The organism is Streptomyces sp. NPDC030143, from assembly GCF_055573695.1.
On the sequence record NZ_JBVIAY010000038.1, the window covers coordinates 1 to 25,855 of the forward strand.

26 protein-coding genes and 3 pseudogenes are annotated in these 25,855 nt (G+C 69.9%); 15 read left to right on the forward strand and 14 right to left on the reverse strand.

Annotated elements, in window-relative coordinates:
• Both ACZ4YY_RS35350 and ACZ4YY_RS35355 read right to left on the reverse strand, forming a co-directional pair.
• Positions 1-348: pseudogene (locus tag ACZ4YY_RS35350) on the reverse strand (hypothetical protein); the annotation flags it as partial.
• 419 nt (positions 349-767) lie between these two features.
• On the reverse strand, positions 768-1,115 hold the full coding sequence (locus tag ACZ4YY_RS35355; protein WP_468299206.1) for a UbiA prenyltransferase family protein: 348 nt from the start codon (positions 1,113-1,115) through the stop codon (positions 768-770).
• Between the two features lie 83 nt (positions 1,116-1,198).
• On the opposite strand from ACZ4YY_RS35355, the gene ACZ4YY_RS35360 reads away from it, so the two are divergent.
• Positions 1,199-1,483 carry a hypothetical protein gene (locus tag ACZ4YY_RS35360; protein ID WP_468299208.1) on the forward strand — a complete coding sequence of 95 codons (285 nt, stop codon included), beginning with the start codon at positions 1,199-1,201 and terminating at the stop codon, positions 1,481-1,483.
• Between the two features lie 214 nt (positions 1,484-1,697).
• On the opposite strand, the gene ACZ4YY_RS35365 is transcribed toward ACZ4YY_RS35360, so the two are convergent.
• Positions 1,698-2,627 (reverse strand): helix-turn-helix transcriptional regulator, encoded by a 930-nt coding sequence (locus tag ACZ4YY_RS35365; protein WP_468299210.1) that lies wholly within the window; start codon positions 2,625-2,627, stop codon positions 1,698-1,700.
• Between the two features lie 56 nt (positions 2,628-2,683).
• On the opposite strand from ACZ4YY_RS35365, the gene ACZ4YY_RS35370 reads away from it, so the two are divergent.
• Both ACZ4YY_RS35370 and ACZ4YY_RS35375 read left to right on the forward strand, forming a co-directional pair.
• The gene (locus ACZ4YY_RS35370) at positions 2,684-3,289 is read left to right on the forward strand and encodes an NIPSNAP family protein (RefSeq protein ID WP_468299212.1); all 606 of its coding nucleotides are present in this window, start codon (positions 2,684-2,686) and stop codon (positions 3,287-3,289) included.
• 144 nt (positions 3,290-3,433) lie between these two features.
• Entirely contained in the window at positions 3,434-4,780 is a 1,347-nt protein-coding gene (locus tag ACZ4YY_RS35375; protein ID WP_468299267.1) for an IS1380 family transposase, read from the forward strand.
• A gap of 161 nt (positions 4,781-4,941) precedes the next feature.
• Here ACZ4YY_RS35375 and ACZ4YY_RS35380 read toward each other — a convergent pair whose 3' ends face one another.
• On the reverse strand, positions 4,942-5,967 hold the full coding sequence (locus tag ACZ4YY_RS35380) for a pentapeptide repeat-containing protein (RefSeq protein ID WP_468299214.1): 1,026 nt from the start codon (positions 5,965-5,967) through the stop codon (positions 4,942-4,944).
• Between the two features lie 331 nt (positions 5,968-6,298).
• Here ACZ4YY_RS35380 and ACZ4YY_RS35385 point away from each other — a divergent pair, with 331 nt between their 5' ends.
• Complete coding sequence (locus ACZ4YY_RS35385; RefSeq protein ID WP_468299216.1) at positions 6,299-6,919, forward strand: hypothetical protein; 621 nt, start codon at positions 6,299-6,301, stop codon at positions 6,917-6,919.
• Between the two features lie 193 nt (positions 6,920-7,112).
• Positions 7,113-8,366, forward strand: a complete 1,254-nt coding sequence (locus tag ACZ4YY_RS35390; protein WP_468299218.1) for a hypothetical protein — start codon at positions 7,113-7,115, stop codon at positions 8,364-8,366.
• 440 nt (positions 8,367-8,806) lie between these two features.
• Here ACZ4YY_RS35390 and ACZ4YY_RS35395 read toward each other — a convergent pair whose 3' ends face one another.
• On the reverse strand, positions 8,807-11,266 hold the full coding sequence (locus tag ACZ4YY_RS35395; RefSeq protein WP_468299220.1) for an ABC transporter permease: 2,460 nt from the start codon (positions 11,264-11,266) through the stop codon (positions 8,807-8,809).
• Positions 11,260-11,997, reverse strand: a complete 738-nt coding sequence (locus ACZ4YY_RS35400) for an ABC transporter ATP-binding protein (RefSeq protein ID WP_468299222.1) — start codon at positions 11,995-11,997, stop codon at positions 11,260-11,262. Before ACZ4YY_RS35400 ends, ACZ4YY_RS35395 begins: the two co-directional genes overlap by 7 nt.
• 198 nt (positions 11,998-12,195) lie before the next feature.
• On the opposite strand from ACZ4YY_RS35400, the gene ACZ4YY_RS35405 reads away from it, so the two are divergent.
• The 4 genes and pseudogenes from ACZ4YY_RS35405 to ACZ4YY_RS35420 all read left to right on the forward strand — a co-directional run bounded on the left by ACZ4YY_RS35405 (position 12,196) and on the right by ACZ4YY_RS35420 (position 15,603).
• Positions 12,196-13,467 carry a sensor histidine kinase gene (locus ACZ4YY_RS35405; protein WP_468299269.1) on the forward strand — a complete coding sequence of 424 codons (1,272 nt, stop codon included), beginning with the start codon at positions 12,196-12,198 and terminating at the stop codon, positions 13,465-13,467.
• On the forward strand, positions 13,467-14,099 hold the full coding sequence (locus ACZ4YY_RS35410) for a response regulator transcription factor (protein WP_468299224.1): 633 nt from the start codon (positions 13,467-13,469) through the stop codon (positions 14,097-14,099). The genes ACZ4YY_RS35405 and ACZ4YY_RS35410 overlap by 1 nt, the downstream gene beginning before the upstream one ends.
• Positions 14,100-14,285: 186 nt before the next feature.
• Positions 14,286-14,645: pseudogene (locus ACZ4YY_RS35415) on the forward strand (YnfA family protein); the annotation flags it as partial.
• Between the two features lie 142 nt (positions 14,646-14,787).
• On the forward strand, positions 14,788-15,603 hold the full coding sequence (locus tag ACZ4YY_RS35420) for a sulfite exporter TauE/SafE family protein (protein ID WP_468299226.1): 816 nt from the start codon (positions 14,788-14,790) through the stop codon (positions 15,601-15,603).
• 42 nt (positions 15,604-15,645) lie between these two features.
• On the opposite strand, the gene ACZ4YY_RS35425 is transcribed toward ACZ4YY_RS35420, so the two are convergent.
• The 4 genes from ACZ4YY_RS35425 to ACZ4YY_RS35440 all read right to left on the reverse strand — a co-directional run bounded on the left by ACZ4YY_RS35425 (position 15,646) and on the right by ACZ4YY_RS35440 (position 19,248).
• Complete coding sequence (locus ACZ4YY_RS35425) at positions 15,646-15,789, reverse strand: hypothetical protein (protein WP_468299228.1); 144 nt, start codon at positions 15,787-15,789, stop codon at positions 15,646-15,648.
• 190 nt (positions 15,790-15,979) lie between these two features.
• Positions 15,980-16,354, reverse strand: a complete 375-nt coding sequence (locus ACZ4YY_RS35430; RefSeq protein ID WP_468299230.1) for a fluoride efflux transporter FluC — start codon at positions 16,352-16,354, stop codon at positions 15,980-15,982.
• Positions 16,355-16,900: 546 nt separating this feature from the next.
• A complete protein-coding gene (locus ACZ4YY_RS35435; RefSeq protein ID WP_468299232.1) occupies positions 16,901-17,158 on the reverse strand; it encodes a hypothetical protein in 258 nt (85 codons plus the stop codon).
• Complete coding sequence (locus tag ACZ4YY_RS35440) at positions 17,143-19,248, reverse strand: Na+/H+ antiporter NhaA (protein ID WP_468299234.1); 2,106 nt, start codon at positions 19,246-19,248, stop codon at positions 17,143-17,145. The genes ACZ4YY_RS35435 and ACZ4YY_RS35440 overlap by 16 nt, the downstream gene beginning before the upstream one ends.
• Before the next feature lie 133 nt (positions 19,249-19,381).
• On the opposite strand from ACZ4YY_RS35440, the gene ACZ4YY_RS35445 reads away from it, so the two are divergent.
• Both ACZ4YY_RS35445 and ACZ4YY_RS35450 read left to right on the forward strand, forming a co-directional pair.
• On the forward strand, positions 19,382-19,504 hold the full coding sequence (locus tag ACZ4YY_RS35445; protein ID WP_468299236.1) for a hypothetical protein: 123 nt from the start codon (positions 19,382-19,384) through the stop codon (positions 19,502-19,504).
• On the forward strand, positions 19,505-19,714 hold the full coding sequence (locus ACZ4YY_RS35450) for a hypothetical protein (protein WP_468299238.1): 210 nt from the start codon (positions 19,505-19,507) through the stop codon (positions 19,712-19,714).
• Positions 19,715-19,941: 227 nt separating this feature from the next.
• Here ACZ4YY_RS35450 and ACZ4YY_RS35455 read toward each other — a convergent pair whose 3' ends face one another.
• The 3 genes and pseudogenes from ACZ4YY_RS35455 to ACZ4YY_RS35465 all read right to left on the reverse strand — a co-directional run bounded on the left by ACZ4YY_RS35455 (position 19,942) and on the right by ACZ4YY_RS35465 (position 22,096).
• Positions 19,942-21,321, reverse strand: coding sequence for a hypothetical protein (locus ACZ4YY_RS35455; RefSeq protein ID WP_468299240.1), 1,380 nt, complete (start codon positions 21,319-21,321; stop codon positions 19,942-19,944).
• Between the two features lie 221 nt (positions 21,322-21,542).
• Positions 21,543-21,659 (reverse strand): annotated as a pseudogene (locus tag ACZ4YY_RS35460) (IS481 family transposase); the annotation flags it as partial.
• A gap of 254 nt (positions 21,660-21,913) precedes the next feature.
• Positions 21,914-22,096, reverse strand: a complete 183-nt coding sequence (locus ACZ4YY_RS35465; protein ID WP_468299241.1) for a hypothetical protein — start codon at positions 22,094-22,096, stop codon at positions 21,914-21,916.
• A 165-nt stretch (positions 22,097-22,261) separates the two neighbouring features.
• On the opposite strand from ACZ4YY_RS35465, the gene ACZ4YY_RS35470 reads away from it, so the two are divergent.
• Both ACZ4YY_RS35470 and ACZ4YY_RS35475 read left to right on the forward strand, forming a co-directional pair.
• A complete protein-coding gene (locus tag ACZ4YY_RS35470) occupies positions 22,262-22,504 on the forward strand; it encodes a hypothetical protein (protein WP_468299243.1) in 243 nt (80 codons plus the stop codon).
• A 183-nt stretch (positions 22,505-22,687) separates the two neighbouring features.
• Positions 22,688-23,278: an isochorismatase family protein gene (locus ACZ4YY_RS35475; protein ID WP_468299244.1), complete on the forward strand. Its 591-nt coding sequence runs from the start codon at positions 22,688-22,690 to the stop codon at positions 23,276-23,278.
• Positions 23,279-23,760: 482 nt separating this feature from the next.
• On the opposite strand, the gene mobF is transcribed toward ACZ4YY_RS35475, so the two are convergent.
• A complete protein-coding gene (mobF, locus tag ACZ4YY_RS35480) occupies positions 23,761-24,411 on the reverse strand; it encodes a MobF family relaxase (protein ID WP_468299271.1) in 651 nt (216 codons plus the stop codon).
• A 114-nt stretch (positions 24,412-24,525) separates the two neighbouring features.
• Here mobF and ACZ4YY_RS35485 point away from each other — a divergent pair, with 114 nt between their 5' ends.
• On the forward strand, positions 24,526-24,804 hold the full coding sequence (locus ACZ4YY_RS35485; RefSeq protein WP_468299273.1) for a polyprenyl synthetase: 279 nt from the start codon (positions 24,526-24,528) through the stop codon (positions 24,802-24,804).
• A complete protein-coding gene (locus tag ACZ4YY_RS35490; protein WP_468299246.1) occupies positions 24,794-25,849 on the forward strand; it encodes a polyprenyl synthetase family protein in 1,056 nt (351 codons plus the stop codon). The genes ACZ4YY_RS35485 and ACZ4YY_RS35490 overlap by 11 nt, the downstream gene beginning before the upstream one ends.
• Positions 25,850-25,855: the final 6 nt, after the last annotated feature.

Below are 25,855 nucleotides of genomic sequence, written 5' to 3' on the forward strand. Positions count from 1 at the left end.
CAGCGTCACGACGTTGGGCCGGTAGCGGGTCAGCGAGGCGTCGGTGAGGGCGGCGACCTGGTGGATCTTGTACCCGGGGTGGCCTTGGTTGTCGTGGTCGGACATCGAGCCGCTCCGTTCCGTGCCCACGAAGTCCAGCGGCTGCCCGTCCGCCGCGAGCCTGTTCCACAGCGGACCGCGGTACCCGTTGCCGTTGCTGCTGCCCGCGCCCCAGGTGATCGAGTCACCCAGTGGCATGACCCGCAAAGGGGTGTCGGAGGCGGCGGAGGCAGGGGCCACACCTGCCGCCGTCACCCCGAGCACGGCGGCGGCAAGCGTGACCAGGGGGGAAATCCAAGGCTTTCTCATACAGACGTCCTCTTCTACGGGTAAGGCGCTGAGTCGACGGGGCTGCTCGCCGTCCGTGTCAGCGGCTGTGCCGTACGGCCGTCCCGTCGGCGTCGGCGGCCGCCTGACGTACGGACGGAACGGCATGGGTGGGGGGGCCGCTCGCGCTGTGAGCCGAGCGGCTCGACTCGGACCGCCTCACTGGCGCATGCGTATAGATACCACGCTAATCACTGTCCAGGACATCCCATGAATGTGAGAAAATTGGGAGCGTGAAGGCACGAGCGAATTCTGTACCGTTTCACCCTTAGGCGCCATTTCCCTGGTCGTTCGCCCCCTCGACCTGTGGCATCGACCCGGGAGCCATCCTATGTTTTCTGTGTCGGCGTTCGATTTCGCTGATCCGTGGATCTCGCAAATCCTGGCCGCGTCGATCGATGTCAGGCCATGTCCGAGCCCCGCAGCAGGAGCAGTGCCACAGCCATACCGGCCACCAGGATCGCCGCCCGGAACGGCCACCTGTTCCGGGCCCCGACGGGCAGCGCCGTACCCGACACGGCGACGATGCCGGCCGTCGCCGCCGTCACCCACTCCCTGACTTCGTCGCCCCGCTCGGCCCCGCGACGAGCACGCCCACGGCCGTCAAGCATCACGAACGGGGCCAGCCACCGGCAGGCCGGACGGCCCAGCCGCTGCGGCAGCCCGCGCACCCCGGTCGCCAGATCGTCGTCGATGTCCGGAAGGACGTTCACCAGGTGCGCGCCGACGCCCAGCAGTGCTGCCGCCACCACAGCCCACCAACCGGGCGGGGACGGCGACGGCAGACCGAGAGTCACGAAGGCCGGGAGCAGGCCGCGGCCCGGTAGGTAGGGTGGGCCAGGAGCGCGGGGACGACGACAGTGCGCAGCACGTCGGCGGCGGGGCCGTCGGCCGGGGCGGGGCGCTGGCCGGGTCCTGGAACACCTCGCCGTCGGCGCCTTCCTGGAAGTCGAGCACCCAGGAGCGCCCGGCCGCGGTGAAGGCGATGTCGCCGCGGGTGCCGGAGTCGGTGACGTCGCTGGTGTCCGGGTGGTCCTCCAAGGCGTCGGCGAGGCGTACGGCCTCTTCGTCCACGGCGGTCAGCGGGCTCTTGTCGCGGTCGATGGGCGGAATGTGACTGAGCGCTCCAGTTAGCCTCGCGCTTTCACGAGCGTGGCTGTCCGATGTGTGATCAACGAAGTGAGGAGTGCCGCTGACCTGGCGCGACGGGACTTGTTCGGAGTCTTGGCGCGGTCAGGAACGCTGCACTCCTCAGGTGAAGAGGCATATCGGGTCCTACACGCGTGCGCGGGTGGCCGGTGCCCAGGCCGAGAGAACCTTCTGCCCAGGGGTCATCCTTCGTAGCGGGTGGCTAGGGTTCGTGCCGTCTGGGCGATGCGGTTGCGTAGTTCGGCCGGTGCCAGGACCTCGACATCGGCGCCCAGCCGCAGGAAGTCTCGGTGGGCGTGGTCGATCGACTCGATGAGCACGCGGACCTCTGTCCATCCGTCACCCGTGGGTGTCACGCCGAGGAGGCGGGCGCCCTCCGGAGTCAGCCGCACCAGGGCGTCCGCAGTGTGCAGTCGCGCTCGGAAGTCGGCCAGATAGACGTTCCAGTATCTGGCCAGGTCGAACCCGTCCGGAATGACGGACTCTTCTTCCAGCGGCCGGATTCCGAGGATCTGGTCGACTCGGTAGGTGCGGATCCCGGACGGCCCACCGGCGACCAGATACCAGCGGCCGGCCTTGAGGACGAGCCCGTACGGCTCCACCCGTCGCTCGATCTCCTCCGGCGCCCGCCAGCGCCGGTACCGCAGCACCATCGCCCGCCGCGTCCACATCGCGGCGGCGACCGCGGCCAGGTGAGGCACCCGGTCGACGTCGCCGTACCAGCCGGGGGCGTCGAGCAGGAAGCGTTCCTGGATCCGCTCGGCGTGCTCGCGCAGCTCCGCCGGAAGGGCGGCCCGCAACTTGAGCCGGGCGGTGGTGAGCGCCTCGCCGAGGCCGAGTTCGGCAGCGGCATCGGGGAGTGCGACGAGGAACGCGGCCCGCGCCTCGTCCACGGTCAGTCCGGTGAGCCGGGTCCGGTAACCGTCGACCAGCCGGTAGCCGCCCGCGTGCCCGGCGGCGCCGTACAGCGGGACGCCGGCAGCATCGAGCGCCTCGACGTCCCGGTAGACCGTCCGGACGGAGACCTCCAGTTCCTCGGCCAACTGCCGGGCCGTCATCCGGCCCCGGTTCTGGAGCAGCAGAAGCAGGGTGACCAGCCGGCTCGCACGCATGCCGCCCAGTATCCACTGACAGTTGATGTCAGCAGACCGGCCCTAACCTGCGGCACATGGACGACAACTGGACCATGGACCTCACACACCGGGCGGGCCACCGCATGAGCATCGTCGAACTCCGGCAGTACACCCTGCATCCCGGCGCCCGAGAGACGCTGATCGAACTGTTCGAGCGCGAGTTCGTGACCGGTCAGCAGGCGGTCGGCATCACCGTCGGCGGCCGGTTCCGCGACCTGGACGACCCGGACCGCTTCGTCTGGCTGCGCGCGTTCCCCGACATGGCGCACCGCCGGCGCGCACTGGAGGCGTTCTACACGGGCCCGGTCTGGCGGGAGCACAGCGACACCGCCAACGCCACCATGATCGACAGCGACGACGTCCTGCTGCTGCGCGGCCCGGGCTTCACGCCGGAGCCGGGCACGAGCGAGGTGCTCGCGACCATCTGCCATCCGACCGACGCGGCCGACTTCGACGCGTACGCCGCCCGGCACCTGGGCCCGGGCCACGCGCTGCACCGTACCGAGCACGCCGAGAACGACTTTCCCCGCTTGCCCGTCCGGACCGGGGAAGACGTCCGGATCTGGTTCGGCCAGGCTGAGCCGGCACCCTGGCCGACCCGACGGCTGCGATTAGAGCCCCTGCAGCCTTGGGACTCCTAACCGCGCACGCTCGTGAAACGTGCTGTCCGACGGGTGGCCAGGTAAGCGAAAAGTACCTCTGACCAGCAAGAATGAGGATTGTCGAGGTCCTTTTTCCCGCCACCGTCGGAGGCACTTCCCAGGTGAAGAAGCGTATCGAGTCCTATCCACGTCGAGGGCGGCGGCCAGGAGGTAGTGTCCCAGGCCGGGGCCGTGCTGCTGGTCGAGACGATCCGCAAGGCCGGGCTGGATCGGGCGATATCGACGGGGCTGATGCCGTGGCGACGACCGCGGACGGTACACGATCCGGGCAAGATCCTGCTGGACGTGGCCCTGGCGGTCGCGCTGGGCGGGGACTGTTTGGCTGACGTCGGGATGCTGCGGGCCCAGCCGACCGTGTTCGGGCCGGTGGCCTCCGACCCGACGGTCTCCCGCCTCATCGACACCCTCGCCACGGCTGGACCGAAGGCCCTGTCCGCGATTCGGGCCGCGCGGGCCGAAGCCCGCGAGCGTGTCTGGAGCATGGCCAAGAACGCGGCCCCGGACGTCGCAGGGCAGGTGACCGTGGATCTGGACGGGGTGCTCGTGCTGGCCCACTCCGAGAAGCAGGGCGCCACCGCGACCTGGAAGAAGACCTTCGGACACCATCCTCTGATGGCCTTCGTCGACCACGGAAGCGGCGGGAGCGGTGAGCCGGTGGCCGGCCTGCTCAGGCCCGGCAACGCGGGCAGCAACACCGCCGCCGACCACATCACCACCACTCAACTCGCGCTGGCCCAACTGCCGAAGAAGTACCGGCGCGGACGCCAGACGCTGATTCGTACCGACTCCGGAGGCGGAACGCACGAGTTCGTCGCCTGGCTCGCGAAGCGGGGTCGGTGGCTGTCGTACTCCGTAGGCATGACCACCACCGAGCAGATTCACCAGGCCGTACTCAAAGTCCCCGCCCCGGCCTGGACGGCAGCGGTCGAGCCCGGCGGCGAGATCCGGGACGGGGCCTGGGTCGCCGAAATCACCGGCGACTGTCTCAAGGGCTGGCCGAAGGGAATGCGACTGACCGTCCGCAAGGAACGGCCGCACCCCGGCGCCCAGTTGCGCATAACCGACGCTGACGGACTGCGGCTGACCTGCTTCGCCACCAACACCACCGACATGCCGATCGCGCCACTCGAGCTGCGGCACCGCCAACGAGCCCGCGCCGAGGACCGCATCCGAAACGCCCGCGCCACCGGCCTGCGCAACCTGCCCCTGCACGACACCGCGCAGAACCAGATCTGGCTGGAGATCGTCCAGATCGCCCTCGACTTGCTGGCCTGGATGCCCACGCTTGCTCTGACCGACGAAACCCGCAGGTGGGAGCCCCGTCGCCTCCGGCTCCGCCTCTTCTCCGCCGCCGCCCGGATTGTCACGACCGCCCGCCGCCGACACCTGAGATTCGCACGCCACTGGCCCTGGACCGACGTGATCACCAACGCCCTGGCACGGCTCGACGCTCTCCCCAACCCCGGCTGACCAGCCCTTTCCCGTCCCTGCGAGCAGCACCACCCCGACCGGAGCTGTGGAACCCGGCGCCCACCCGACGCGACAGCCGGGCTCTCGGCCTGTCAACCATCAGGCACAGAACGCGAAACGGTCCACCGACTCCGTCGGCGGACCGTCGCGAAAGATCGAGGCTAGGACTGGGGTGGAAGCCCGACAGCCTTGTCGGTACTCGCGCCCTTCAGGTTGGCACCTGTGAGATTGGCGCCCTTCAGGTTCGCGCCGGTGAGATTGGCGCCCTTCAGGTTCGCCCCAGTGAGGTTCGCGCCGGCCAGATCCGCGCGGGTCAGGTTCGCGGGAGGCGCGTCGAACTCTTCATCTGATCCCAGGTTCGCGCCGGTGAGATCTGCCCCGATCAGGGTTGCGTCGGTCAGGTTCGTGGGAACGAGCGTGTCTGCATTCGGGTCCGGCCACCCGCCGGTCAAGTGGGCGCCGCTCAGGTCCGCTCCCTGAAGGGCCGCTCCGGTGAGATCCACCCCGCTCAGTTTAGCGTCGACCAGCGTCGCGCCTGGCATAAAGGTGTTCCGCAGACTCGTGCCCTCAGAGAGAACCGCTTCGGTCAGATCCGTGGCCGGCAGGCCCGCGCCATTCAGGTTCACGGCCGAGAGGATTGCGCCGGCCAGGTTCGTCTCCACGAAATTTGCGCCGTGTAGATCTACGCCCCTGAGGTTGGCCTCCTGCAGGTCCGCACCACTGAGGTCTGAGAAGGCGAAGGGAAGGTAGCGGGGGGCCGAGGGGTCGCCTCCGAACTCCTTTTCTTCATGTCGAGTTGCCAGTTCCAGACCGCGCAGATCCGTTTTCTTCCAATTGATCTTTGTCCGACCGTCCTGACCCTGCGGACGATCGGCCAAAACTTCCGTCACGGCCGTCACGTCGGGGTCGATCGGCGGAGGCCGTTCGTTCTCCTTCAGCCTTGGGAAACCGTCGGCGGGGGCGCGGGCATGGGTGCGCACGTATGCGGAGAGCACCGCGATGATCCTCGGCTGATCGGGTGGCGAGTCCTGCATGATGCGCTCCAGGGCGTAGATACCCCCGAACCGCACGTCCGGTGAGGATGAACCCAGGTGCGTCACCGCCACGTTGAACCGGGTGGTGAACTGGGCCTGCTCGGCTATCTGCAGTTCCGTCCGCGTTTGGCTCACCGCGACCCAGTTGAACAACAGGGCGACCAGCGCGGCCAGGCCTGGCAGTGTCGCCGCCAGAGTCAGCCATGGCGTCCCGCCATTGCCGCGGTCACCGCGCCGACCGGCGCTGCGGTTGCGCCGCCGCTCGGCTGCCCGCCGCCGTGTGATCGAGTGCCTTAGCTCAGGCCGCCTGACCCTCACTCTTCCATCGGACTCCAAAAGCCTCAATCCCGCACCCCGAACAGCTGACCGAGCCTACAGCGAGCTACTTGTCACTTCGTGGCAGCTTCGGGAGCACAGCCCCAGATCAGAGGACTGATCACCGCCGCCCGGCGAGTTCGTCGCGCTCGTTTAGGCCGGCGTCTGCGTGGGACCGGAGCCGGTCATCCTCGGAGGCCTGCTCGCCGCCCACCCCGATGGCCAGCTCGACACGACGGCCGGGTTCCTGCTCATCTCCACCCTCGACGCCGCGGGCAAACGGTGCCAGGTGCTGCAGCCTGCCGCGTACGGCGACGACCACGCCGGCCGTGTGCTGCATGGGTATGCCGCGCAGTTGGCGTTCGGCCGGTGGACGCCTCCGCCCGTTCTCCCGGCACCCGGCCCGCGGCCCACCTCTCGCAGTGCCCTGGGCAAGATCGCCGCGAGCGAGGCCGGCCGGGCGGGCGGTCTCCATGGAGTCCGGGTTCTGGACTTCGCTCCTCCACCGGAAGAGCCGCCCGAGGATCGCGTTGCTCCGGCAGACTCGCGGGGGCCGCTCGTGTTCGGCACGTGGCAGCCGGGCGCACTGGAAACCGGGGTGCGGATCGGGATCCGCGACAGCGCCGAGCGGCTCGTGGGGCCGGTCTACAAGGACGGTGCCGTGGAAGGCACGACGTTCACTCGTGAGCCCCGGTTCGTCCCCCGCACCCGGATCCGCCGCGACCTCCCTCTTGCTCCCACCACAGCCGTTTACAAACTCTCGAACCCAGCAGCAGCACAGGGTCGTTAGGTCCCATCCGGCGCCGGGCGTCCAGCGACAGTCCTCGCGAGACCGGGCAGGACCTGTCGGTCCGGTGCGGTATACACGAAGAGATCACAGACCGCCGCACCGCGAGGCGGCGCACCGGGGGTAGGGAATGACCGTTCCGCACGTGAGTACCGCGCTTCGCTCTGGGGACTACCTCCAAATTGCTTCGGAACGGATGGCCGTCGACGGCGTACCGGACGGCGAGGGGTTCGCCCGGATCGAGCGGGTGGAAGTCATCACCGACATCGGTTTCCTGGCGCCAGGCTCCACCCACATGCGTACCCGGGCAGCCCGGCAGATCGCTGTCGTGTTCTGTCACGGCATGCCGGGTCCGGTCATGCTGATCGAGGGTGATCAGTGGACCCTCGGCGAGGTGGACAGCAGCCGGGCCCGATGGGATGCCGCCCACCCCTGGTGGCCCGAGACGCCCCAGCCCCTCTTCACCGCAAGCCGCTTGGCAGCCGGACCGCACCCCTTTCGCAACAACATCCAGGGCCCCGACCTCGTGGCGCCGGCCGCCACGTCCGAGCCGCAGCCGCCGCGACCGCGGGCAGCCGTGTTCGACAAGCCGGCGCACACGCTCATGGTCGGTGACTACCTGCAGATCCATGCCCTGCGCCACCCGCAGTGGGACATGCGCATCGACGAAGGATTCCACCGTGTCGAATGGATCGGCCACCTCACCGGTAACGCCCTCGACGGTGTACTGAACGACCCGGCCTGGGCCCGCGGCCGCCTTACCCTCGCCTCCGTCCACGGCCTGTCCGGCATCCTCGTGCTGCCCGAGGTCCCGGTGACCGTCCTCATCCAGCGCAACCCGGAGCGCCGCCGCTCCGACGAGGACGAAGCCTGGCACGAAGGCCCCTTCTACGAGCTGGCCGGTGTCACCGAGCCCGACCCCACCGAGCAGCTGCACGCCGACGCCGGTATACGGCCGGAGCCGCCTGATTCCGAGGCGGCCCTGTACCCCAGCAGGTTCAGCAGCCCCGCCCAGCGGGCTCTGCACCTGGACGGCGTCACCGGCATACGCCCCGTCGCCGCCTCCCAGCTCCCCTGGCCACATGGCCTGTTCAAGTGTCCCTACGGTGAGCGGGCGAAGGCCCTGGCCGCCACCTACCCCAAGGGTCACAGCAAAACCGCCCACGCCGAGCTGTTCACCCGGCTCGACGATCAGGACTTCGCCGCCTGCCCCTACCACCAGGCCGACGACTGGAAGGCAATCACCGAGGCCGTGCTCGCCTTCGCCCGCGCCGAACCCGACAGCGACGAACAGGACCGGCTCTACCGCGCCACGGACCTGAGCGAGCGCGACCGCGCCTGGTTTCGCTCCCTCATCGGAGGGGGCCACATCTGGTGGGACACCGGACAGCAGCATCTGACCAACGGCCAGCACCGCCTGTGCGCGCTGCGCGCCGCTGGACGCAGGTGATGTAGGTGCCGGGATAGACGGCAGGGTTTTCCCGTCCCATGATCCGTTTCAGGCGCCGTTCGTCAGTGCCGACGATTCCCTGGAAGGGGGCCCGGTGGCCGAAGCCTTCGAGGCGGCGGGCCGCTTCGGCGGCGGCCGGGCCGCGGCTCACGAAGTGCACCGTCCACCCTGGGCTGCTCAACACCTGCGGACCCTAACCGGTCAGTGACCGTCTGCTCACACCCGAACCCGCCCGGCCTCGTGTTTCTGTCGCAGACATCAGGGGCGCCGACGGAACTCGCTGGTCACGACTTATACGACTGCCTGCGAAGATCCTCCGCGCTGGTCCCGCAATTTTTCCCACGGCTTAGGTCGAGAGCACACCTACAGTCAACGGGAAGAGTCCCTCGGCCTGTGATCCACGAGGTCTGCATCCGGGCAGGCCGACGCCGGAGCAGAGGTCACTCGCGTACGCCCGCCAGCTCCACCGCCCTGTGGCGCAGGGAGAGGCTGGCCGAAGCGACCGCCGAGATCACGGAGAGCACCGCGCAGGCACCCAGGGCCGCGGCGAGCGTCGCCCACGGGATCTCGATGGACGTGCACACCGAGAGCAGGCCCAGCGCGCTCCACATGCCCATCAGGTTGAGCCCGGCGACCAGTGCTCCCAGCAGTCCGCCGACCATGACCACCATCAGTGCCTCGGCGCTCACCAGCCGCAGCACCTGCCACCTGGTGGCGCCGGCCAGCCGCAGCACAGCCAGCTCTCCGACCCGGTCGGAGGTTGCCATGACCATCGTGTTGGCCAACGAGATGCCGGTGTAGAGGAGGGCGATCCCGAGGACCAGGAAGAACCCCATCCGGGTCGTCCGGTTGGTCTCCGGATACGTTGCCCGCACCCAGGCGTCCTTGGTGAGGACCTCCCCGCCCGACGCCCGTACCGCCTGACTCAGACCGGCGGCCACTGTGGCCGTGTCGGCGCCATCCGCGAGGCGTACGTCGACCCGGTCGACGGGCGCCGCGGGGGCGTTGCGCGGGGTGACGTAGACGCCGTTGTTGCCGGTGCCGATGGTCATGACCGCAGCGATCTTCAGGGACTTCCTCGTGCCGTCACCGAGCCACACGTCCACCCGCTCGCCCACGGTGGGCTTCTCCCACTCCTCGTTGACGATGATCGAGTCGTCGTCCAGATCGCCCACCTTCCCCGCGGCGAGCGGGAGACGGGCCGTTGCCGCGAGCGGTTCCGGCTCGACGGCCCTGGCATCGGACCTGATGAGCGCCACACCGTCCTCCAGGACGTACACGGCGCTCGACGAGCTCGCCGAGACCTCGGCACCGGACACGGCCCGAAGCCGCTGCAGCGTCACCTCGTCGAAGCCGACGCTGCCCGCCGGAGCGACCACGAAGTCGGCGGCCGTCTGTTCGCGAACCTCGGTGGCCTTGGCCTCGTTGAGGGTCGCAGTGGCGCCCAGCAGTGAACCCGCCAGCGCGACCGTGACCAGCACGGGCGCCGCGACGGCGGCGGTGCGGCGCACCCCGGAGGCGGCGTTCTCCCGCACCAGCATCCCGCCCGCGCCTGGCAGTTGGGCCGGCAGCCAGGCGATCAGCCGGGCCAGTGGCCGCACCAGCACCGGCGCGAGCAGCGCGACCGCTGTGATCAGCAGCATCGGCCGACTCACATAGGTCTTGCGCTGCAGCAGGTCGCCCGGGTTCGTCACCAGGGCCAGGGCCAGCGTCAAAGCGGCGGTGATCAGCAGTGCCGCGCCGAACAGCCAGCGACACCGTGTCATCGGCCGGGTGTCAACGGACGCCTCGCGCAGTGCCTCGATGGGACCGGTGCGCCCCGCCCGCCAGGACGCGGCCAGCACGCCGCACAGGGCCACGAACAGGCCCGTCCAGAACGCCATATGGTAGGGCCAGGTGTAGTCGCCGATGGTGAACCAGCGGGGCGCAAGGCTCTCGTCGACTGCCCACTCGGCGAGCTTCGGAGCCCCGTAGGAACCGAGCACGCAGCCGGCCGCCGAGGCGAGCACACCGACCGCGAGCGCCTCGTAGACGACCATGCGGCGGATCTGGCCCGGGGTCGCCCCGGCGGTGCGCAGCAGCCCGAACTCGCGGCGCCGCTGGGCCACCGCAAACGCGAAGGTCGAGGCCACCACGAACACCGACACGAACCCGGTGACGCCGCCGGCCGTGCCGAACATGGCGTTCATCGCGGTAAGGGCCTCGCTGTCCCGGTCGGGGTCGGCGTCGGCGTACCGGCGCGCGTTGCCGGTGAGGACCTGGACGCTTTCGCTGCCGCGTACCGCCTCGCGCACGGCCGCCGCATCGGCGTCGACCACGAGCTGGAGGCTGCGCGGCGACAGTTCGGCGGCACGGGCATCGGTGTAGAACACGGCGTTCTCGAAGCCGAGCCCGGCCACGGTGCCGACGACGCGCACCGTGGCGCCGCCGTCGGTCCGCACCCGGGTGCCCGGACGGGCCCAGTCACCGCTGACGACGACCTCGTCCGCGGCCTCGGGCGCGCGTCCCGCGTCGAGGTGGTACGGCGCGAAGGCCGCCGTGGACCAGGGGTGGCCCACCAGATCGGTGGGCCCGCCCTCGGCCCGCACGGCGAACGACCGGTCCTCGACGACGGTCCCGAGGTCCCGCAGCTTGGCGACCACGTCGTCGGGCACGGGACGCGGCTGCGCGAGCTTCTGGGTGCGGTCGCCGATCGAGGTGGGCACCTCCAGGGTGTCCTGGCCCTTGACGACGACCGGCGCGGCGGCGAACCGCTCCGGCCTCCGGTCGGGTGCATCCAGCGAGGACGCCAGGGCCAGCCCCATCACGGCGATCAGCGCCACGCCGAGGGAGAGGGCGACGAAACTGCCGACGAAGGTGACCCAGCGGGTGCGCAGGGTGCGTAGCGTGGTGCTCAGCACGGCGCCGCCTCGAGCTTGGCCATGCGCGAGGCGATGTCCTCGGCGGAGGCGCCGATCAACTCACCGTTGACACGGCCGTCGACGAGGAAGACGGCGCGGTCGGCGTAGGAGGCCGCGACGGGATCGTGGCTGACCATGATGATCGTCTGGCCGTCCCGGTCGACCATGCCGCGCAGCAGGCTCAGCACCTCGCGGCTGGTCTGCGAGTCGAGCGCGCCGGTCGGCTCGTCGCCGAACAGCACTTCGGGGCGGGTGATCAGGGCGCGGGCCAGGGCAACCCGCTGCTGCTGGCCGCCGGACATCTCCGTCGGGCGGTGCTGCGCACGGTCGCCGAGTCCGACCTGTTCGAGAACCTCGCGCACCTGGGCCTTCTTCGGGCGGCGGCCGGCCAGCTGCAGCGGCAGGGCCACGTTCTGCTCGGCGGTCAGCGAGGGCAGCAGGTTGAAGGCCTGGAACACAAAGCCGATGCGCTCGCGGCGCAGCAGGGTCAGCTTGGTCTCGCTCAGGCCGGTCAGCTCGGTGTCGCCCACGGTGACCGAGCCCGACGTGGGCCGGTCCAGGCCCGCGGCACACTGCAGCAGGGTCGACTTGCCGGACCCGGACGGGCCCATCACGGCGGTGAACGTTCCCTTCGGGAAGGCAAGCGATACCTCGTCGAGGGCGGTGACGGACGTACCGCCCGAGCCGTACCGCCGGGTCACGGAGCGCAATCGGATCGCGTCGTTGCTCATGTGTTCCCCACCAGTACCTGCTCCTTGGCTCGTTGGTTCCTCCACGAAACCGCAGAAGCCCCGGGGGACGCAGTACGGCCCGAACGAGACTTGGGGTAGTGCCAGGCATACCCCCGATACGGACCCTGGACCGATGGCACCGGACCGGTGGGGCCACTTACGGTCATGCCCATGCACCCTCGGAATGTGTGGCAGGCCATGTCCCGGCCTGGATTCCTGCTGTCGGCCTGGCCCTGGCGCTCCGCCGCGTATCTGCTCACCGGCGCGGTGACCGGCGTCGCCACCTTGGTGGGGATCGTGACGGTGGCCACGGTCTGTGGTGCGCTCGCCATCGTCTTGGTGGGGCTGCCCCTGCTCGTCGTGGTCGCCCTGAGCGGGATCCCAGTGGCCTGGGTGGAGCGGCGCAGGCTGCGCCTGATCGACCGCAACCCGGTGTCCGGTCGGCACCAGGTGCCGACCGCGCCGGGGCTGTGGGCCTGGCTGACCACCCGACTGCGCGAACGGGGGACCTGGCGGGAGCTCGGGTACGCACTGTTGTTCGCCGGGCTGCTGTGGCCGGTCGACGCCCTGGCGATCACGGTCGCCCTGCTCTTCCCGCTGTCCATGGTCGCCACCCCACTGCTGATGACCACGGTCGGCGACGGCCACGAGGCGAAGGTGCTCAAGCAGTGGACGGTCACCACATGGCCGACCGCTTTCGGCGTCGCCGTACTGGGCCTGCTCCTGATGGGCCTGGGCGCATACGTGCTCGGCGCCACGGCGGGCGCCCGCGCAGAGCTGGCCCGGCTACTGATCGCCTCCCGCGAGGGCGAGCTCGACGCCAAGGTGGTCGAACTGGCCCGCTCCCGCGTCCGGTTGGTCGAGGCATTTGAGGCCGAGCGGCGCCGCATCGAGCGCGATCTGCACGACGGCGCCCAACAGCGCCTTGTGGCCCTGACGATGGCCCTCGGGCTGGCCCGCCTCGACGCCCCGCCCGGCCCGCTCGCCGACCAGCTCACCAAGGCCCACGAGGAGGCGGGCAAGGCGCTCGCGGAACTGCGCGAGCTCATCCACGGCATCCACCCCAAGGTCCTCACGGACTACGGCCTTCAAGCTGCGGTCGCTGACGCCGCCGACCGCTGCGTAGTTCCCGTCGATGTCGACCTAGAACTGCCGGGCCGGCCAACCCAGGCGGTCGAATCCGCTGCATATTTCGTGGTCTGCGAGGCGCTGGCCAACATCGCCAAACACAGCGGGGCCGACCGCGCGCAGGTGAGCGGCGGTCATCGCGACGGACGCCTGTTCCTTGAGGTGCGCGACGACGGCTGCGGCGGCGCGGACGCCTCGGCGGGCAGCGGCCTCACTGGTCTCGCGGACCGGGTGTCTGTCCTGGATGGCAGACTTGCCCTGACCAGTCCCCCGGGTGGACCGACTCTGTTGCGTGTGGAGTTTCCTTGCGAGTTGACCAAGGCGGCCGACCGCTCCGCGTAGTGCTCGCCGAAGACAGCGTTCTGCTGCGGGAAGGGCTCATCGGCCTGCTCAGCCGCTGCGGCCACGAGGTGGTGTCGGCCGTCGGGGACGCGCAGGCACTGATCGCCGCTGTCGAGGAGCATGCCCCCGACATCGTGGTGACGGACGTACGCATGCCGCCCGGTTTCCAAGACGAAGGGCTGCACGCGGCAGTGCGGCTGCGCGAGAAGCGCCCCACACTCCCGGTCCTGGTCCTGAGTCAGTACGTGCAACGGACGTACGCCGCCGAACTCCTGGACTCCGGCGACGGATCGGGTGTCGGCTATCTGCTCAAAGACCGGGTGGGCCAGGTTGAGGAATTCGTGGAAGCGCTGCACAAGGTGGCGGACGGCGGGACGGTGGTCGACCCCGAGGTGGTGCGCCAGTTGCTGCGCCGCCGCCGCGATCCGCTGGAGCAGCTCACCCCGCGCGAACGCGAGGTGCTGGCACTGATCGCCGAAGGCAAGTCCAACGGCGCGATCGCCAAGGAGCTGGTGGTTTCCGAAGCCGCGATCGGCAAGCACATCGGCAACATCCTCACCAAGCTGGACCTGCCTCCGACGGACAAAACCCACCGCAGGGTCCTGGCTGTCCTCACTTACCTGCGGGCATGACCCACCGAGGGCACCGAGCCGCCATGCCTGGCTGACATCAGCAGCAAGGTACGGCAGGGGCATAAGCCCGTTTTGCCGGTGTTTAATACTCGACACAGGTTGTCGGCACTGCCGACCGTCGGTTTCGCCGTGGCCAGGGCCAGCGTTCGGCGTGTTCTCCCAGCTTGGCCGTCACCATGAGCGCAAAGCCGACAGGACGCGTTCTTCGTCGTGGCCGCGCTCTTCGAGGTCGGCGGCGCCTGGCTGGTCTGGCAGGGCATCCGCGAGCACAAGGGCTGGATCTGGATCGGCGCCGGCGTCATCGCCCTGGGCCTGTACGGCGTGGTCGCGACCTGGCAGCAGGACGACAACTTCGGCCGCATCCTCGCCGCGTACGGCGGGATCTTCGTCGCGGGGTCGATCGCCTGGGGCATGGTCGCCGACGGCTACCGCCCCGACCGCTTCGATGTCATCGGCGCCCTGGTCTGCCTGGCGGGCATGGCCGTGATCATGTACGCCCTGCGCGGCCACTGCCCCTGCCTGCCGCGCTCACTCCACCTGCGATGACCATTGCGCAACCTCGGATGCGACAGGTCGCCAGCAGGGGTTGGGAGGTCCCGACGAAGAGGGGCCGGGTGTGCGGTGCCTTTCCCCGAAGGTGGGCTTGTGCCGTGGCGGACAGGTTCCGCCGCCAGGGAGGATGCCCGTCATGGCCACTGAGCAGAACACCGTCCCCGTGCGTGCCACACAGCCGATACCCCTGGTGTTCGGCGCGGGAGCGGCCATCGGCGTCCTGGGCGGGATGATCGGCCTCGGCGGTGCGGAGTTCCGCCTCCCGCTGCTGATCAGCCTGTTCGGGTTCGCCGCACTGTCTGCGGTCATCCTGAACAAGGCGATGAGCCTGGTCGTGGTCCTGGTCGCGCTGCCGGCCCGCCTGGCGGCGGTCTCCGCCTCGGAGGTGGGCGCGCACTGGACGATCGCGGTCAACCTGCTGGCCGGGAGTCTGCTGGGCGCCTGGGCGGGGGCGACGTGGGCGGTGCGGATGCGCAGCTCCACCCTGTACAGGGTCCTGGCAGCGCTGATGGTGCTCATGGCCGCAGCCCTGCTGGTCACCCACGTCACCACCGTGGGGACGCTGTCGCTGCCGTTGTGGGTCCAGGTACCCAGTGGCGTGGTGGCCGGCTTCGGAATCGGCGTAGTCGCGGCGATCATGGGGGTGGCCGGGGGCGAGCTGCTGATCCCGACGATCGTGCTGCTGTTCGCAGTGGACATCAAAACGGCCGGGACCCTGTCGCTGCTGGTGTCTCTGCCGACCATGCTGGTCGCCTTCGCCCGTTACAGCAGGGACGGCAGCTTCGCGGTGCTGGGCGCCAACCTCCGCTTCACCCTGGTCATGACCGCAGGCTCGATCGCTGGCGCGGTGCTGGGCGGGCTGCTGGTCGGCGTGTTCTCGGACCTGGTGCTCATCCCCGTGCTGGCCGTGATCCTGCTCATCTCCTCGGTCAAGCTCGCCCGCCACGACTGACGGGTGCGTGTCACTCCCCGGGATTCCCTGTACGCCAACTACTCACACCCGTGACGGTTTCCCGGGCACCAAGACCTGTCCCATGACCGCCACGGTGGAGAACTCGTGGCAGTAGTACGACTGGCGCAGCAGTTCGCGGGCCGTCCGCAGGACGGTCGCTGCGGCCTCGGGAACGTCGGCGGGCACGACCAGGTCCTCACGAGGTCGTGCATGTCGGCGTAGCTGTCGACGAAGAGGTGGGCGCGTTCGTTCGGGACCGGGAACGGCAGCCGCTGCGTGGTCATCCCCGCAGTCTCCCAGCGGCACGCCCCGGACGGCAGCGGCTTTCCCCCGACCGTCGCGCAGCGTGCCGGGACGGAGATTTCTCCGTCGGCGGTCACCGAAGCAGTGAGCCGGCCAGTGCGTCGCCGAGGACGGCTGCTCCCAGGCCGGCGGACACGCTCACGACCGCGTTGGCCGCGGCGAAGTACTTCGCTCCGGTCTCGGCCAGGCGCAGGCTCTCGAAGGAGAAGGTGGAGTAGGTGCTGAGCGTCGCGCACAGGCCGGGGCCGATCAGGTGCTGCAGGGCCTGGGGGACGGTGGTGGCGGTCGCGGCACCGGTGAGGAAGCCGAGGCCGGCGCAGGCGGCGACGTTGACGCTGAAGGTCCCCCACGGGAAGACGGTGTCGTGGCGGGCCTGGACGGCGCGGTCGGTGAGGTAGCGCAGCGGGGCGCCGACGATCGCCCCGAGGATGACCATCAGCCAGTTCACGGCCGTCCCCTGCCCGCGTGCGGGAGCACGGCGAGGCGGGTGAGTGCGGCGGTGGCCCAGATCGCGGCGAAAGCCGTGAGCAGGGTCGCGGCCGCGTACAGCGCTCGGTGATCAGGACCATCAGGACGCCCATGGCGGCGCAGCCGGTGACGTTGATCCAGAACGTCGTCCACGGGAAGGCGGCGGGCGCCGTGGGCCAGATCAAGGTGGCGCCGTAGCGGGCGCAGGCGCCGATGACGCCTCCGGCCGCGATGGCGGTGAGGATCTCGGCCTGGTGGCGCTTGGGACCGGGGGCCTTCTGAGGCGGCCAGGGGTCGATCGCGGTGTCCGGGTCGGCGGGCTCGGCCTGCCAGCCGGTAGCCGCTGCGGCGGTTCGGGGGTGTCGGGGTGCACGCGTTCAGGCTCCTACCTGATCGTCTCGGATCCCGTGCGCGGGCGCGCGGGAAGGTCAGGTAGGGACCGTTGCCGGCCGGTGTGGTCGCGGTTGGGTACGGCGGGCCCCACCGCCGTGCGACCGCCCCGCACTGGGGTGGCCGCACCTGAAGATTACCGACCGCGCTGCTGTGTCTGGTGCGTGAGGTGCGCGGTCAGGGCGCCGGCCAGCAGTCCCCAGACCACTGCCGCCCAGCTGCCCCCGACCAGGGCGGCCACGATGACCACGGCGGCACCCGCGGCCAGCGCCGCCGGATCGCGGGTGAAGGCCCAGGTCCTGCGGGCGGTGCCAGGGTTGCGGAGGTCGGCGACAGCAGTGCGGACGACCAGGGCCGCGACGATGACGGCCGGGGCGATCAGGCCCGCGTCCATGCCGAATCCTGGGGTCGATCGGTGTGCTGCTGGGTGAGGCGGCCGTAGTGACGGCTGCGGCGCCCAAGCACCACGGCGGCCAACACGGACGCGGCGAAGGAGGCGAGCAGGATCGCCCCCTTGGCATCGGTCAGGTGCGCCTGGCTGGTGTAGGAGAGTTCGGCGATCAGCAGGGAGACGGTGAACCCGATCCCGCCGAGGACGGCGATCCCGGCGATGTCCGGCCAGGCGAGCTGCGGGTTGAGGTGGGCGCTGGTGAACCGGTTGCCCAGCCAGGTGGCGCCGAAGATCCCGACGAACTTCCCCGCCAGGAGCCCGGCGAGGACGCCCCAGGTGATGGTGGAGGTGAAGAAGCCGCCGGCACCCGACAGGGAGACGCCAGCCGACATCAGCGCGAAGACCGGAAGCGCGGCCCCGGATGAGAACGGGCGCAGGACTTCCTCCGTCCGGTGCGAGGGCGAGACCGTCTCCCCGCCGCGGGTACGGGTGCGCATCAGCAGGCCCATGGCGACGCCGGCGATCGTGGCGTGCACCCCGGAGGCATGCATCAGAGCCCAGATCACCACAGCCAGCGGGCCGAACAGCAGCCATCCCGGCACCGCCGCCCGCACCCGGGTCACGGCCCGGCCCTTGCCGTTCTGGAGGTAGCCGAAGACGAGCAGGCCGACGGCGGCGAACGCGAGCATCGCGAAGTCAAGGCCGGTGGTGTAGGCGACGGCGATCACCAGAACCGCGCACATGTCGTCGACGGTCGCCAGAGTGAGCAGGAACGTCCGCAGGGGCGCCGGCAGGTGGCGGCCGACCACGGCGAGGACGGCCACGGCGAAGGCGATGTCGGTGGCCATCGGAATGCCCCACCCGCTGGCCGCCTCCCCGCCCGCAGTGGCGTTGACGGCCAGAAAGACTAGAGCGGGCACGGCGACACCGAACGGACCCTCGTCCACCCGCGCCATGGACTGGACGCTGGTGTCGGACGCGTCGTCGTAGAACCACAGCGAGGCGAGCTGGTAGTGCTTGCCGCCCAGCGTGGAGCTGATGACGTCGCTGTCCTCGTCGGTGGCGTAGGACGCCGCGCCGCTCTTGCCTGAGGATGCCAGGCCGGCGGTGCCCTTGTCCGCGGTGAAGGTGCCCAGGCCGTGCTCGAAGTCCTGGGCGAACGTGTCGACGTTGATGTCGTCCCAGTAGGCGCTGCCCGCGGCCGAGTCGGCCCACCAGTCGCCGAGCGCGATGCCGTCGAACTCGGTGACCCCGGTCGGGGAGGCCACGAGCTTGCCGTCGATGAAGAGGTCCACGCCGGTGCCGGAGGTGTAGTCGAAGGTGAACTCGTGCCACCCGGTCGTACGTGTCACCGAGGTCGCCGTCGTGGTGCCGCCGACGCGGTGGACGTACTTGTTCGTGGAGGTGCCGGTCCTGACGCCGAGGCCGCGCCACTCGGGACCGTCCCAGCCGTCCTTGTCCACCCGGGCCATCGCGTTGAGCGAGGTCTGACTCACGTCGTCGTGGAACCACACCGACACCCGCTTGCGCTGGGCCTGCACGAAGTCGGTGTGGATGACGCTGGTGTCACCGGACTGGGCGAAGCTCGACCCGCCGCCGTGGGTCACCGAGGTGCTGGTGTCCGGCGTGCCCTTGCCCGTGACCCAGTTCGCCAGACCGTTGGTGAACTGGCCGGTGAAGTCCGCCGCACCCGGGTAGGGGAAGGTGGAGTCGACGCCGATGCTGGAGTACTGCATCTTCGAGGCGTCGAAGCCCGCCGCCCAGCTGACGTTGTTGAGGATGTGCGAGCCCGAGTCGTTCGAGCGGAACGCGGAGCTCTGGGTGTCGTTGACCTGGACGTTCGAGAACGTCTGCCCGAACGAGTCGTTGTCGGTGAACACCCCGTTCGGCGCTTGGTCGATCATGGAGGGATGGGCCCTGACGCCGGTGATCGTGACCAGCTCGGTGGACAGGGCGACACTGTCGTCGACTTCCTCGGTCCGCCACCCGTGGATGTCCAGCAGTAGGCCGTCCAGCGGCCCGTCGACCAGTTCGGCGTAGGTCCGGTGCGGGATCGGGCCCGGGTTGGGGTCGTCGTGATCGTGGCCGTACACCCGGCCCTTCAGCAGCTACTCATCGCCGTTGCTCCGACAAGCCTTCCGGCCGCCACCGACAACGAGAGGCCCGGAGACGACGTCTGGCCCGGCCTGGGCGGCCAGGCCCGTCGCGGGCCGCCTCGCCCAGCAGATGGCTGCCGACCTCAAGCGGATCGACACGCCGGCCCAGCGCCTCGCCCAGCAGGCGGCCGAGCATCCGAAGCTGGCCAACACCCCCGCCCAGCGCCTCGCCCGGAAGATGGCTGCCGACTAGTTGGCGCTGATCGACAGCCCAGTGCAACGCCTCGCCCAACAAATGGCGGCTTCCATGCCCAAGCTGGACATCGCCGCCGACCTGCACCAGCCAAACGGTCCTGACGAAGCCGTTGATGGAGTCGAGCAGGCGGACTCTTCCGATGCGCCGGAAGCCCGCGGAGCAGGGCCAGAGGACGCACCCGCCGACGAGGACCAGGTAGGCGAGTGACCATCGAGCCGCAGCCGGCCACCGCGTGACGGCCGGGGGGGCGCAGCGTCGTTGGACGGTGCGCCCCCGGAGCTGGGCCCCCGGGGACGTCATGGCTGGTCCTCCGGGGCCCGTGAGGTGTCCGACTCCGAGTCGGTCAGTCTTCCCCGGCCGTCGTGGTGGTGAGCCAGTCGGCGGCTTTGGCATCGGCCAGTCGGCGGCTTTGGCATCGGTCACCACCGGAATGGTCATCGTCGGTCGGGGGATTGCGCGGAGGGCGGGAGCGCCAGGTCGAGGAGGGCATTGAGGGTTTGGCGGTCGAGGCCGCTGTCGAGGTGGAGGGAGCGTCGTAGAAGGTCTCCGACGTCCTTGGGGTCGAGTCCGAAGCGCACACGAGCGTCCAGGCAGATCTCGCCGAAGAGTGCGGGGGCGAGTCGGGGCTCTCGCAGGATGTACCAGTCGATGAGGTGCACGACATCGCTCCGGATGTCGCCCAGGAGCACATCCTTGGAGTCGTCGAGGTCTTCGGCATCCCGGGCGAGTCCCCCGAGGACCGCTTCGACGATGGTGGTGCGCACGGCGTCGAGGGGGATGAAGCCGTCGGTGCCGTCGTTGATGGCGACGGCGGGCCACCAGGCCAGGTGCGCGGCCTGCTCCTCGCGCCTCGTACTGCTGCCCCGGGTGAAGAGGCGGTTCTTCTTGGATTCCTCAGCGTCCTCGAGGCTGTCGGCGATGATCTTCGTGAGGCGGTTGTGGTCCTCGACCAATCCCCGGGGCTGCTCGGTGCCGAATGCCGTCGTGGCGGACAACAGATTCTCCGGGCCGTGGGTCCGGCGGTACTGCTCGGCCCAGTCACGGGCGACCGGTCGCGACCACCGTGGCCCCTCGGCCGTCTCGGCCTGGGGCGGGGGCAGGTCCTTTCGCCCGTGTTCCGGATGCGGCAGGTCCTCCAGCTTCAGTTCGGCGATCTGCGCCAGGCCGGCGCGGTCGACGAAACGGGCCGGGTCGAGTTCCGGTGCCTGGAGATCGACGGTGCACTGATCGAGCGGCCTGGAGCCGGGCGTGCGGTGGGAGGCCCACAGGGCGAGATGCTCTCGCCAGTGCGGCAGCGGTCCCTCCGGGGCCCTGAAGTCGGCGATCTTCACAACTCGCGCGGTGTGTGACGTCGCCGGGCGGGCCAGGACGTCGATGGCCGTGACGGTGACGGCGTCCGCCACCGGCCGCGCGTCGTACCCCTCGTAGGCGCGGTCCACGACCTGCTGGGGCCGGTACCAGCGGGTCCCGTCCCACCAATAGCCGCCATGCCGGTACAGGAACCCGTTGTTCCCGTACATCCGCTCGTGGTGCAGGCCGCTCATGTCCTTGTCGCGGATCAGGAGAACGGTCCGTCCATGCTCGGGGTGCTGATGGACCGCCCAGGCGTAGTCACGGTTCTTCGTCTCGGTGGTGAACGCCACCCATCCCCCACCGCGCAGTCGGTCCGTGCGCCCCCACAGCCCCTCGCCCTGATTGCGGCCCGTCCTCTCGATCGCGTCAGGCTTGTCCAGGAGCAGCCGCTCGTCGTTGATGAACGGCAGGCCGGGAACCGGGTGATCGGTGCGTAACCCGTTGGCAACCGGTTGGATCATGCTCACGAAAGTGCCTTCCTTCTGCAGCTCTCGGGCCACCAGGGCGGATCGCACCCCAGCACGCCTGCTCCACCCCGCGGCACCGACCTCCGCCCTCAGCACCCCTCGTATCGCTGTCGGAATGCCGCTGGTAGAGGGCCGCGCCGCCTGCTGATCCAATTCTGACGACACCACCCGAGCACGTCCGATGAATCACCGAACCCGCCACGCGTTCCATCGGCCTAGCTGTGCTGATCGGGCAGGTTGGTGACGCGGCTGGATGGAGTGTGGCCGCCGATGCCGGTGTGGGGTCGGTGGTAGTTGTACTAATGCAGCCAGTCGGGAAACGCTGCCTGGCGTCCTTCGGCAGCCGGTGATGACCTGCCCCGGTTGCGCGGACGGCCGGGGGCCTGTGCGTGAGCGCGAGGACTGTCGGCGGTGCATGGGCCGCGTCGATGCGGAGTCCAGGTGTGTGTACTGCCTGGGCCAGGTGGAGCCTCAGCCGGAGGTGTGACGGCGTCGCCCCGTCGTCGTTGAACAGCGCGACTCCATAAAGCCGGGCCCCGGGGATGTCATGGCTGATCCCCCGGGGCCCGTGGTGGTGCTGGAGCGGTTACCGCATCAGCGCGGCGAGGGCCTGCTCAGCCATCTGGATGCCCTGCGTGGCCGCCATGGTGGTGGCGCCCGCCAGGAGCTTCTCCTTGATCTGGGAGGCGAACTGGCGCAGGCGGCCCGGCTCGGGGTTGCCGGAGGTCGCCTCGTCGTGGAGGTCCTGGGCGACGCGCTCCAGTTCCACGCGGTCCTCGTCGGACAGGCCCAGGATGGGGCGGACCTGGCCGACGTACCCGGCCAGCTGGACGAACAGCGTCGGGTCGACGCCGTCGGTGTTGTTCTGCGTGAAGTTCTGCTGCTCGCCGTATTTGGCGGTGACGTAGTCCAGGTAGAGGCATGTCCACGCGTGATGTCCTCGGCATTACGCCTCTCCCCCCGCTACAAGGGGGTGCAGGACGGCTACTACTACCTCGAAGGCGTCCACGAGCCCGCTCCCCTGCCCACCGACTTCCTCTACCTGCGCCGCTCCCCCGCCCACCCCGGCATGTGGGAAACCGGCGCCTATGAACGCGGCACCTGGCAGACCATCACCGAACACACCAGCGAAGCAGACGCCTGCACGCACCTGCTGCATCTCCTGACCGCCACTTGAACCTCAGCACCCCGGGTGCCGGTGCACTGCCCGAGCCGTGGCCGGTCAGAGCCCGGATCGTGGAGACACTTATGCTCCCGTGCGCCCCGCCCCGGTCGAGTGAACGACCGGCAAGTGGCGCGCTGCCCGCTGGGGAAACGGTGACCATCAGCAAGAGGCCCACCCCGAGGGAAGGACTATTCCGTGCGTCGTGCACTGATCATCGTCGATGTGCAGAAGGACTTCTGCGAGGGAGGCAGCGTCCCGGTGAAGGGCGGTGCAGACCGGGCCGCGGCCATCGCCGATCTTGTCCGGCGCGCTGACGGACAGTACGCCTACGTCGTTGCCACCCGTGACCACCACATCGATCCGGGCGCCCACTTCTCCGACAACCCCGACTTCCAGGACTCCTTCCCCGTACATTGCGTCGTCGGCAGCGACGGAAGCGAGTTCCACCCTCACTTCGCACCCGCCGTCGACGCCGGGCACGTCGACGAAGTCGTCTTCAAGGGCGCGCACTCCGCCTCCAAGAGCGGTTTCGAGGGCTTCACCCAGGACGGCACGGCACTGTCCGACTGGCTGAAGGCCCGCGACATCACCGACCTCGACGTCGTCGGCATCGCAACCGATCACTGCGTCAAGGCCACCGCACTGGACGGAGTACGCGCCGGCTTCACAGTGCGGGTCCTACTCGACTACACCGCCGGCGTCGCCGCCGACAGCACACGCACCGCACTCGACGAACTACGCCAGGCCGGTGTCGCACTGAGCGGCGAACCCGTCGTCGTCACGTGAACACCAACGGCCGACACACCACAAAAGGCCGGTACACCGGCCTCATCCCGCCCCCGTATCCTGACGGCAGTCGTCCCGGGCCGCAGGGGAGGCACTGGACGCCGACGCATCCGAGCCACGATGCCCTTCCCGGATCTCCGGCGGACCGTCGCCAAGCCCATGACGAGCCGAACCTGATCGGCGAGAAGGCAAACATGACGGCCTCTCGGTGATTGGGCGGTTCGTCGACCTGGTGCTGCTGGTCGGCTCGAGCGCGAACCCCAAGGCTGAAGAAGCAGACGACCCACCCGTTGATGGCAGTGGCGGCAGTGCGCCCGGGGGCATTGCGGGAACTTCCCCGGCGCACCACGATGGCATTTTTCCATGGCTGGGTCACGCGGGAGGTCACCCGCCCGTTCACGCTCGCCCCCCGGCGACTTCCATGACCGGGCGGCGGTGACGGTGCGCGGCTCGGAGGCCAGAGCCTCAGCGCCTCGCCCGCCTCAGTCATGACGACCTCGTTGTAGAGCGCGGACGCGGCGACAGCCGACTCCAGCAGCGCGGTGGAGTGCACCGCTCCCCACTTGCGCGTCGGGGTGCAGGCCCTTCAGGGATAGAAGGAGGTGATCGTGCAGCAGCGGCATACCCGACCTCGCCTCGTAGTGGCGGAAGCGGGCGGCGACCAGGCCGTGCGGGGGACGGGTGCGGTGAGGGCCGCCAGCGCCGTACCGGATGACGGCGACATCCGTCTCGATCCAGGCGAGCACCAGGGCGTTGGCCCGCTCGTGCGCGGCCTCGATCGCCTTCCGCGTCTCCTCATCCCCGAGCGCCCATATCAGTTGCAGAGTCGGCTGCGGCCGGAAGACGAGATCGGTCCCGGAGGCCTTCACCTTGCGTCCGAGCGCACCGGGCCGGCGCGCGGACGCGGGCTTATTCCCTGCCGCCAGCTGTGCGCCCACGAGCCGGTCGGCGTCCGGGTGCCGGCCCTCGCCGAACAGGGAACGCAGCTGCGCCTCGGTCACCTCCTGACCGAGCCCGAGTCCGAGCGCGGGCAGGCCCCGGCCATCGATCGGCCGGGCGGAACTCCGGCGGCCCGGACGCATTCCTTGTCCGGTGAAGGGCCGCGGGTGGGGATGTGCTGGCCGCACATCCATACGGTGTGATCGCTCGTTGGTGAGTTCTCCCCTCTCTCCACCAGCTGTGACACGACGCTTGAAGGCGCGGCGCGGAACCGGCACCTTCACATTCTTCCGTGGGTGGGGGTAGTCATGACTCGGGGAGCGGAATGCCCTGGAAATCCGGAACAGCAAGTGGTGCTGCTGGTGGCGGGGCTGGCCGATCTGGCGGTGAGCACCGTGGGTTCGGCGTTCGCGACAATGCGCGGGCTGCTGGGTCGATCGGACACAGCGGAGCTGGCGGCTGAGGCCGAGCAGGACCTGATCGCGCGCGGGCGCCTGGTGCTTGACCGGTACGCGGCCGCGCCACCGGCCCATCTGGAGGTGCTCGCCCGGCAGGCCCTGGCCCGGCAGGCCGGTGATGGTGTCTGAGCGCTGGGAGCCGCTTGCGTTCAAGGCCCGCGTCGATGAGGTGCTGTGCCACTTCGTCGCCAGGGAGGCCGACCAGTTCGCGGCGGTCGATCCGGCTCTGGACCCCGTCGCCCGGCAGCTGGAGCAGGCGGTCGCGGACGGCAAGCGGCTGCGGGCGGCGTTTTGCTACTGGGGCTGGCGTGCGGCCGGGCAGCCGGACAGTGATGCGCTGGTCCGGGCTGCGGCTTCCATGGAGCTGGTGCACGCCGCCGCGATCGTGCACGACGACCTCATCGACGACAGTGCGCTGCGCCACGGCCGCCCCACCGCGCATGTCGCCCTGCGGAGCGCGTTGCGGCGCCGCCCGCGGGCGGCGAACGCGGCCCGCTCACTGGCGATGCTGGTGGGGGATCTGCTGATGTCGCTGGCCGGTCAGCTGTTTGCCACCAGCGGCCTGCCCGCCGCCTACCTCGGCCGGGCCCGCCCGCTGTGGGCGGCACTGGCCCGCGAGCTGATCGCCGGTGAGTGCCTGGAGATCCTGCACACCGGAGCCGCCCCGGACACCTCCGCGTCGCTGAAGGTGATCCGGTACAAGACCGCCAAGTACACCGTCGAGCAGCCCCTGCTGATCGGCAGCACCCTGGCCGGCGCCGGTGAGCGGCTGCGCGAGGGGTACTCCGCGTACGGGTTGCCGCTGGGCGAGGCGTTTCAGCTCAGGGACGATCTGCTGGGCCTGTTCGGGGATCCGCAACGCACCGGCAAGGCCAACCTCGACGATGTGCGCGGCCACCGGCCAACCGCCTTGCTGGCGGAGACATGGCGTATCGCCAGTGGCGAGGAGCGTGAGCAGTTGCGTGCCCTGCTGGGCCGACGCGACCTGGACGCAAGCGGTCTGGAGGCCGTACGCGCGGTGATGCTGCGGCTGAAGGCGCCGGACCGTATCGAAGAAATGATCACCGCGCGGGTCGAAGAGGCCACACGCTGCCTGCACGACCTGGACCTTCCCGGGCACGCCACCGCTGCCCTGACCTCCCTGGCTCAGTCGGCGGCGATCCGCCACCACTGACGCCCT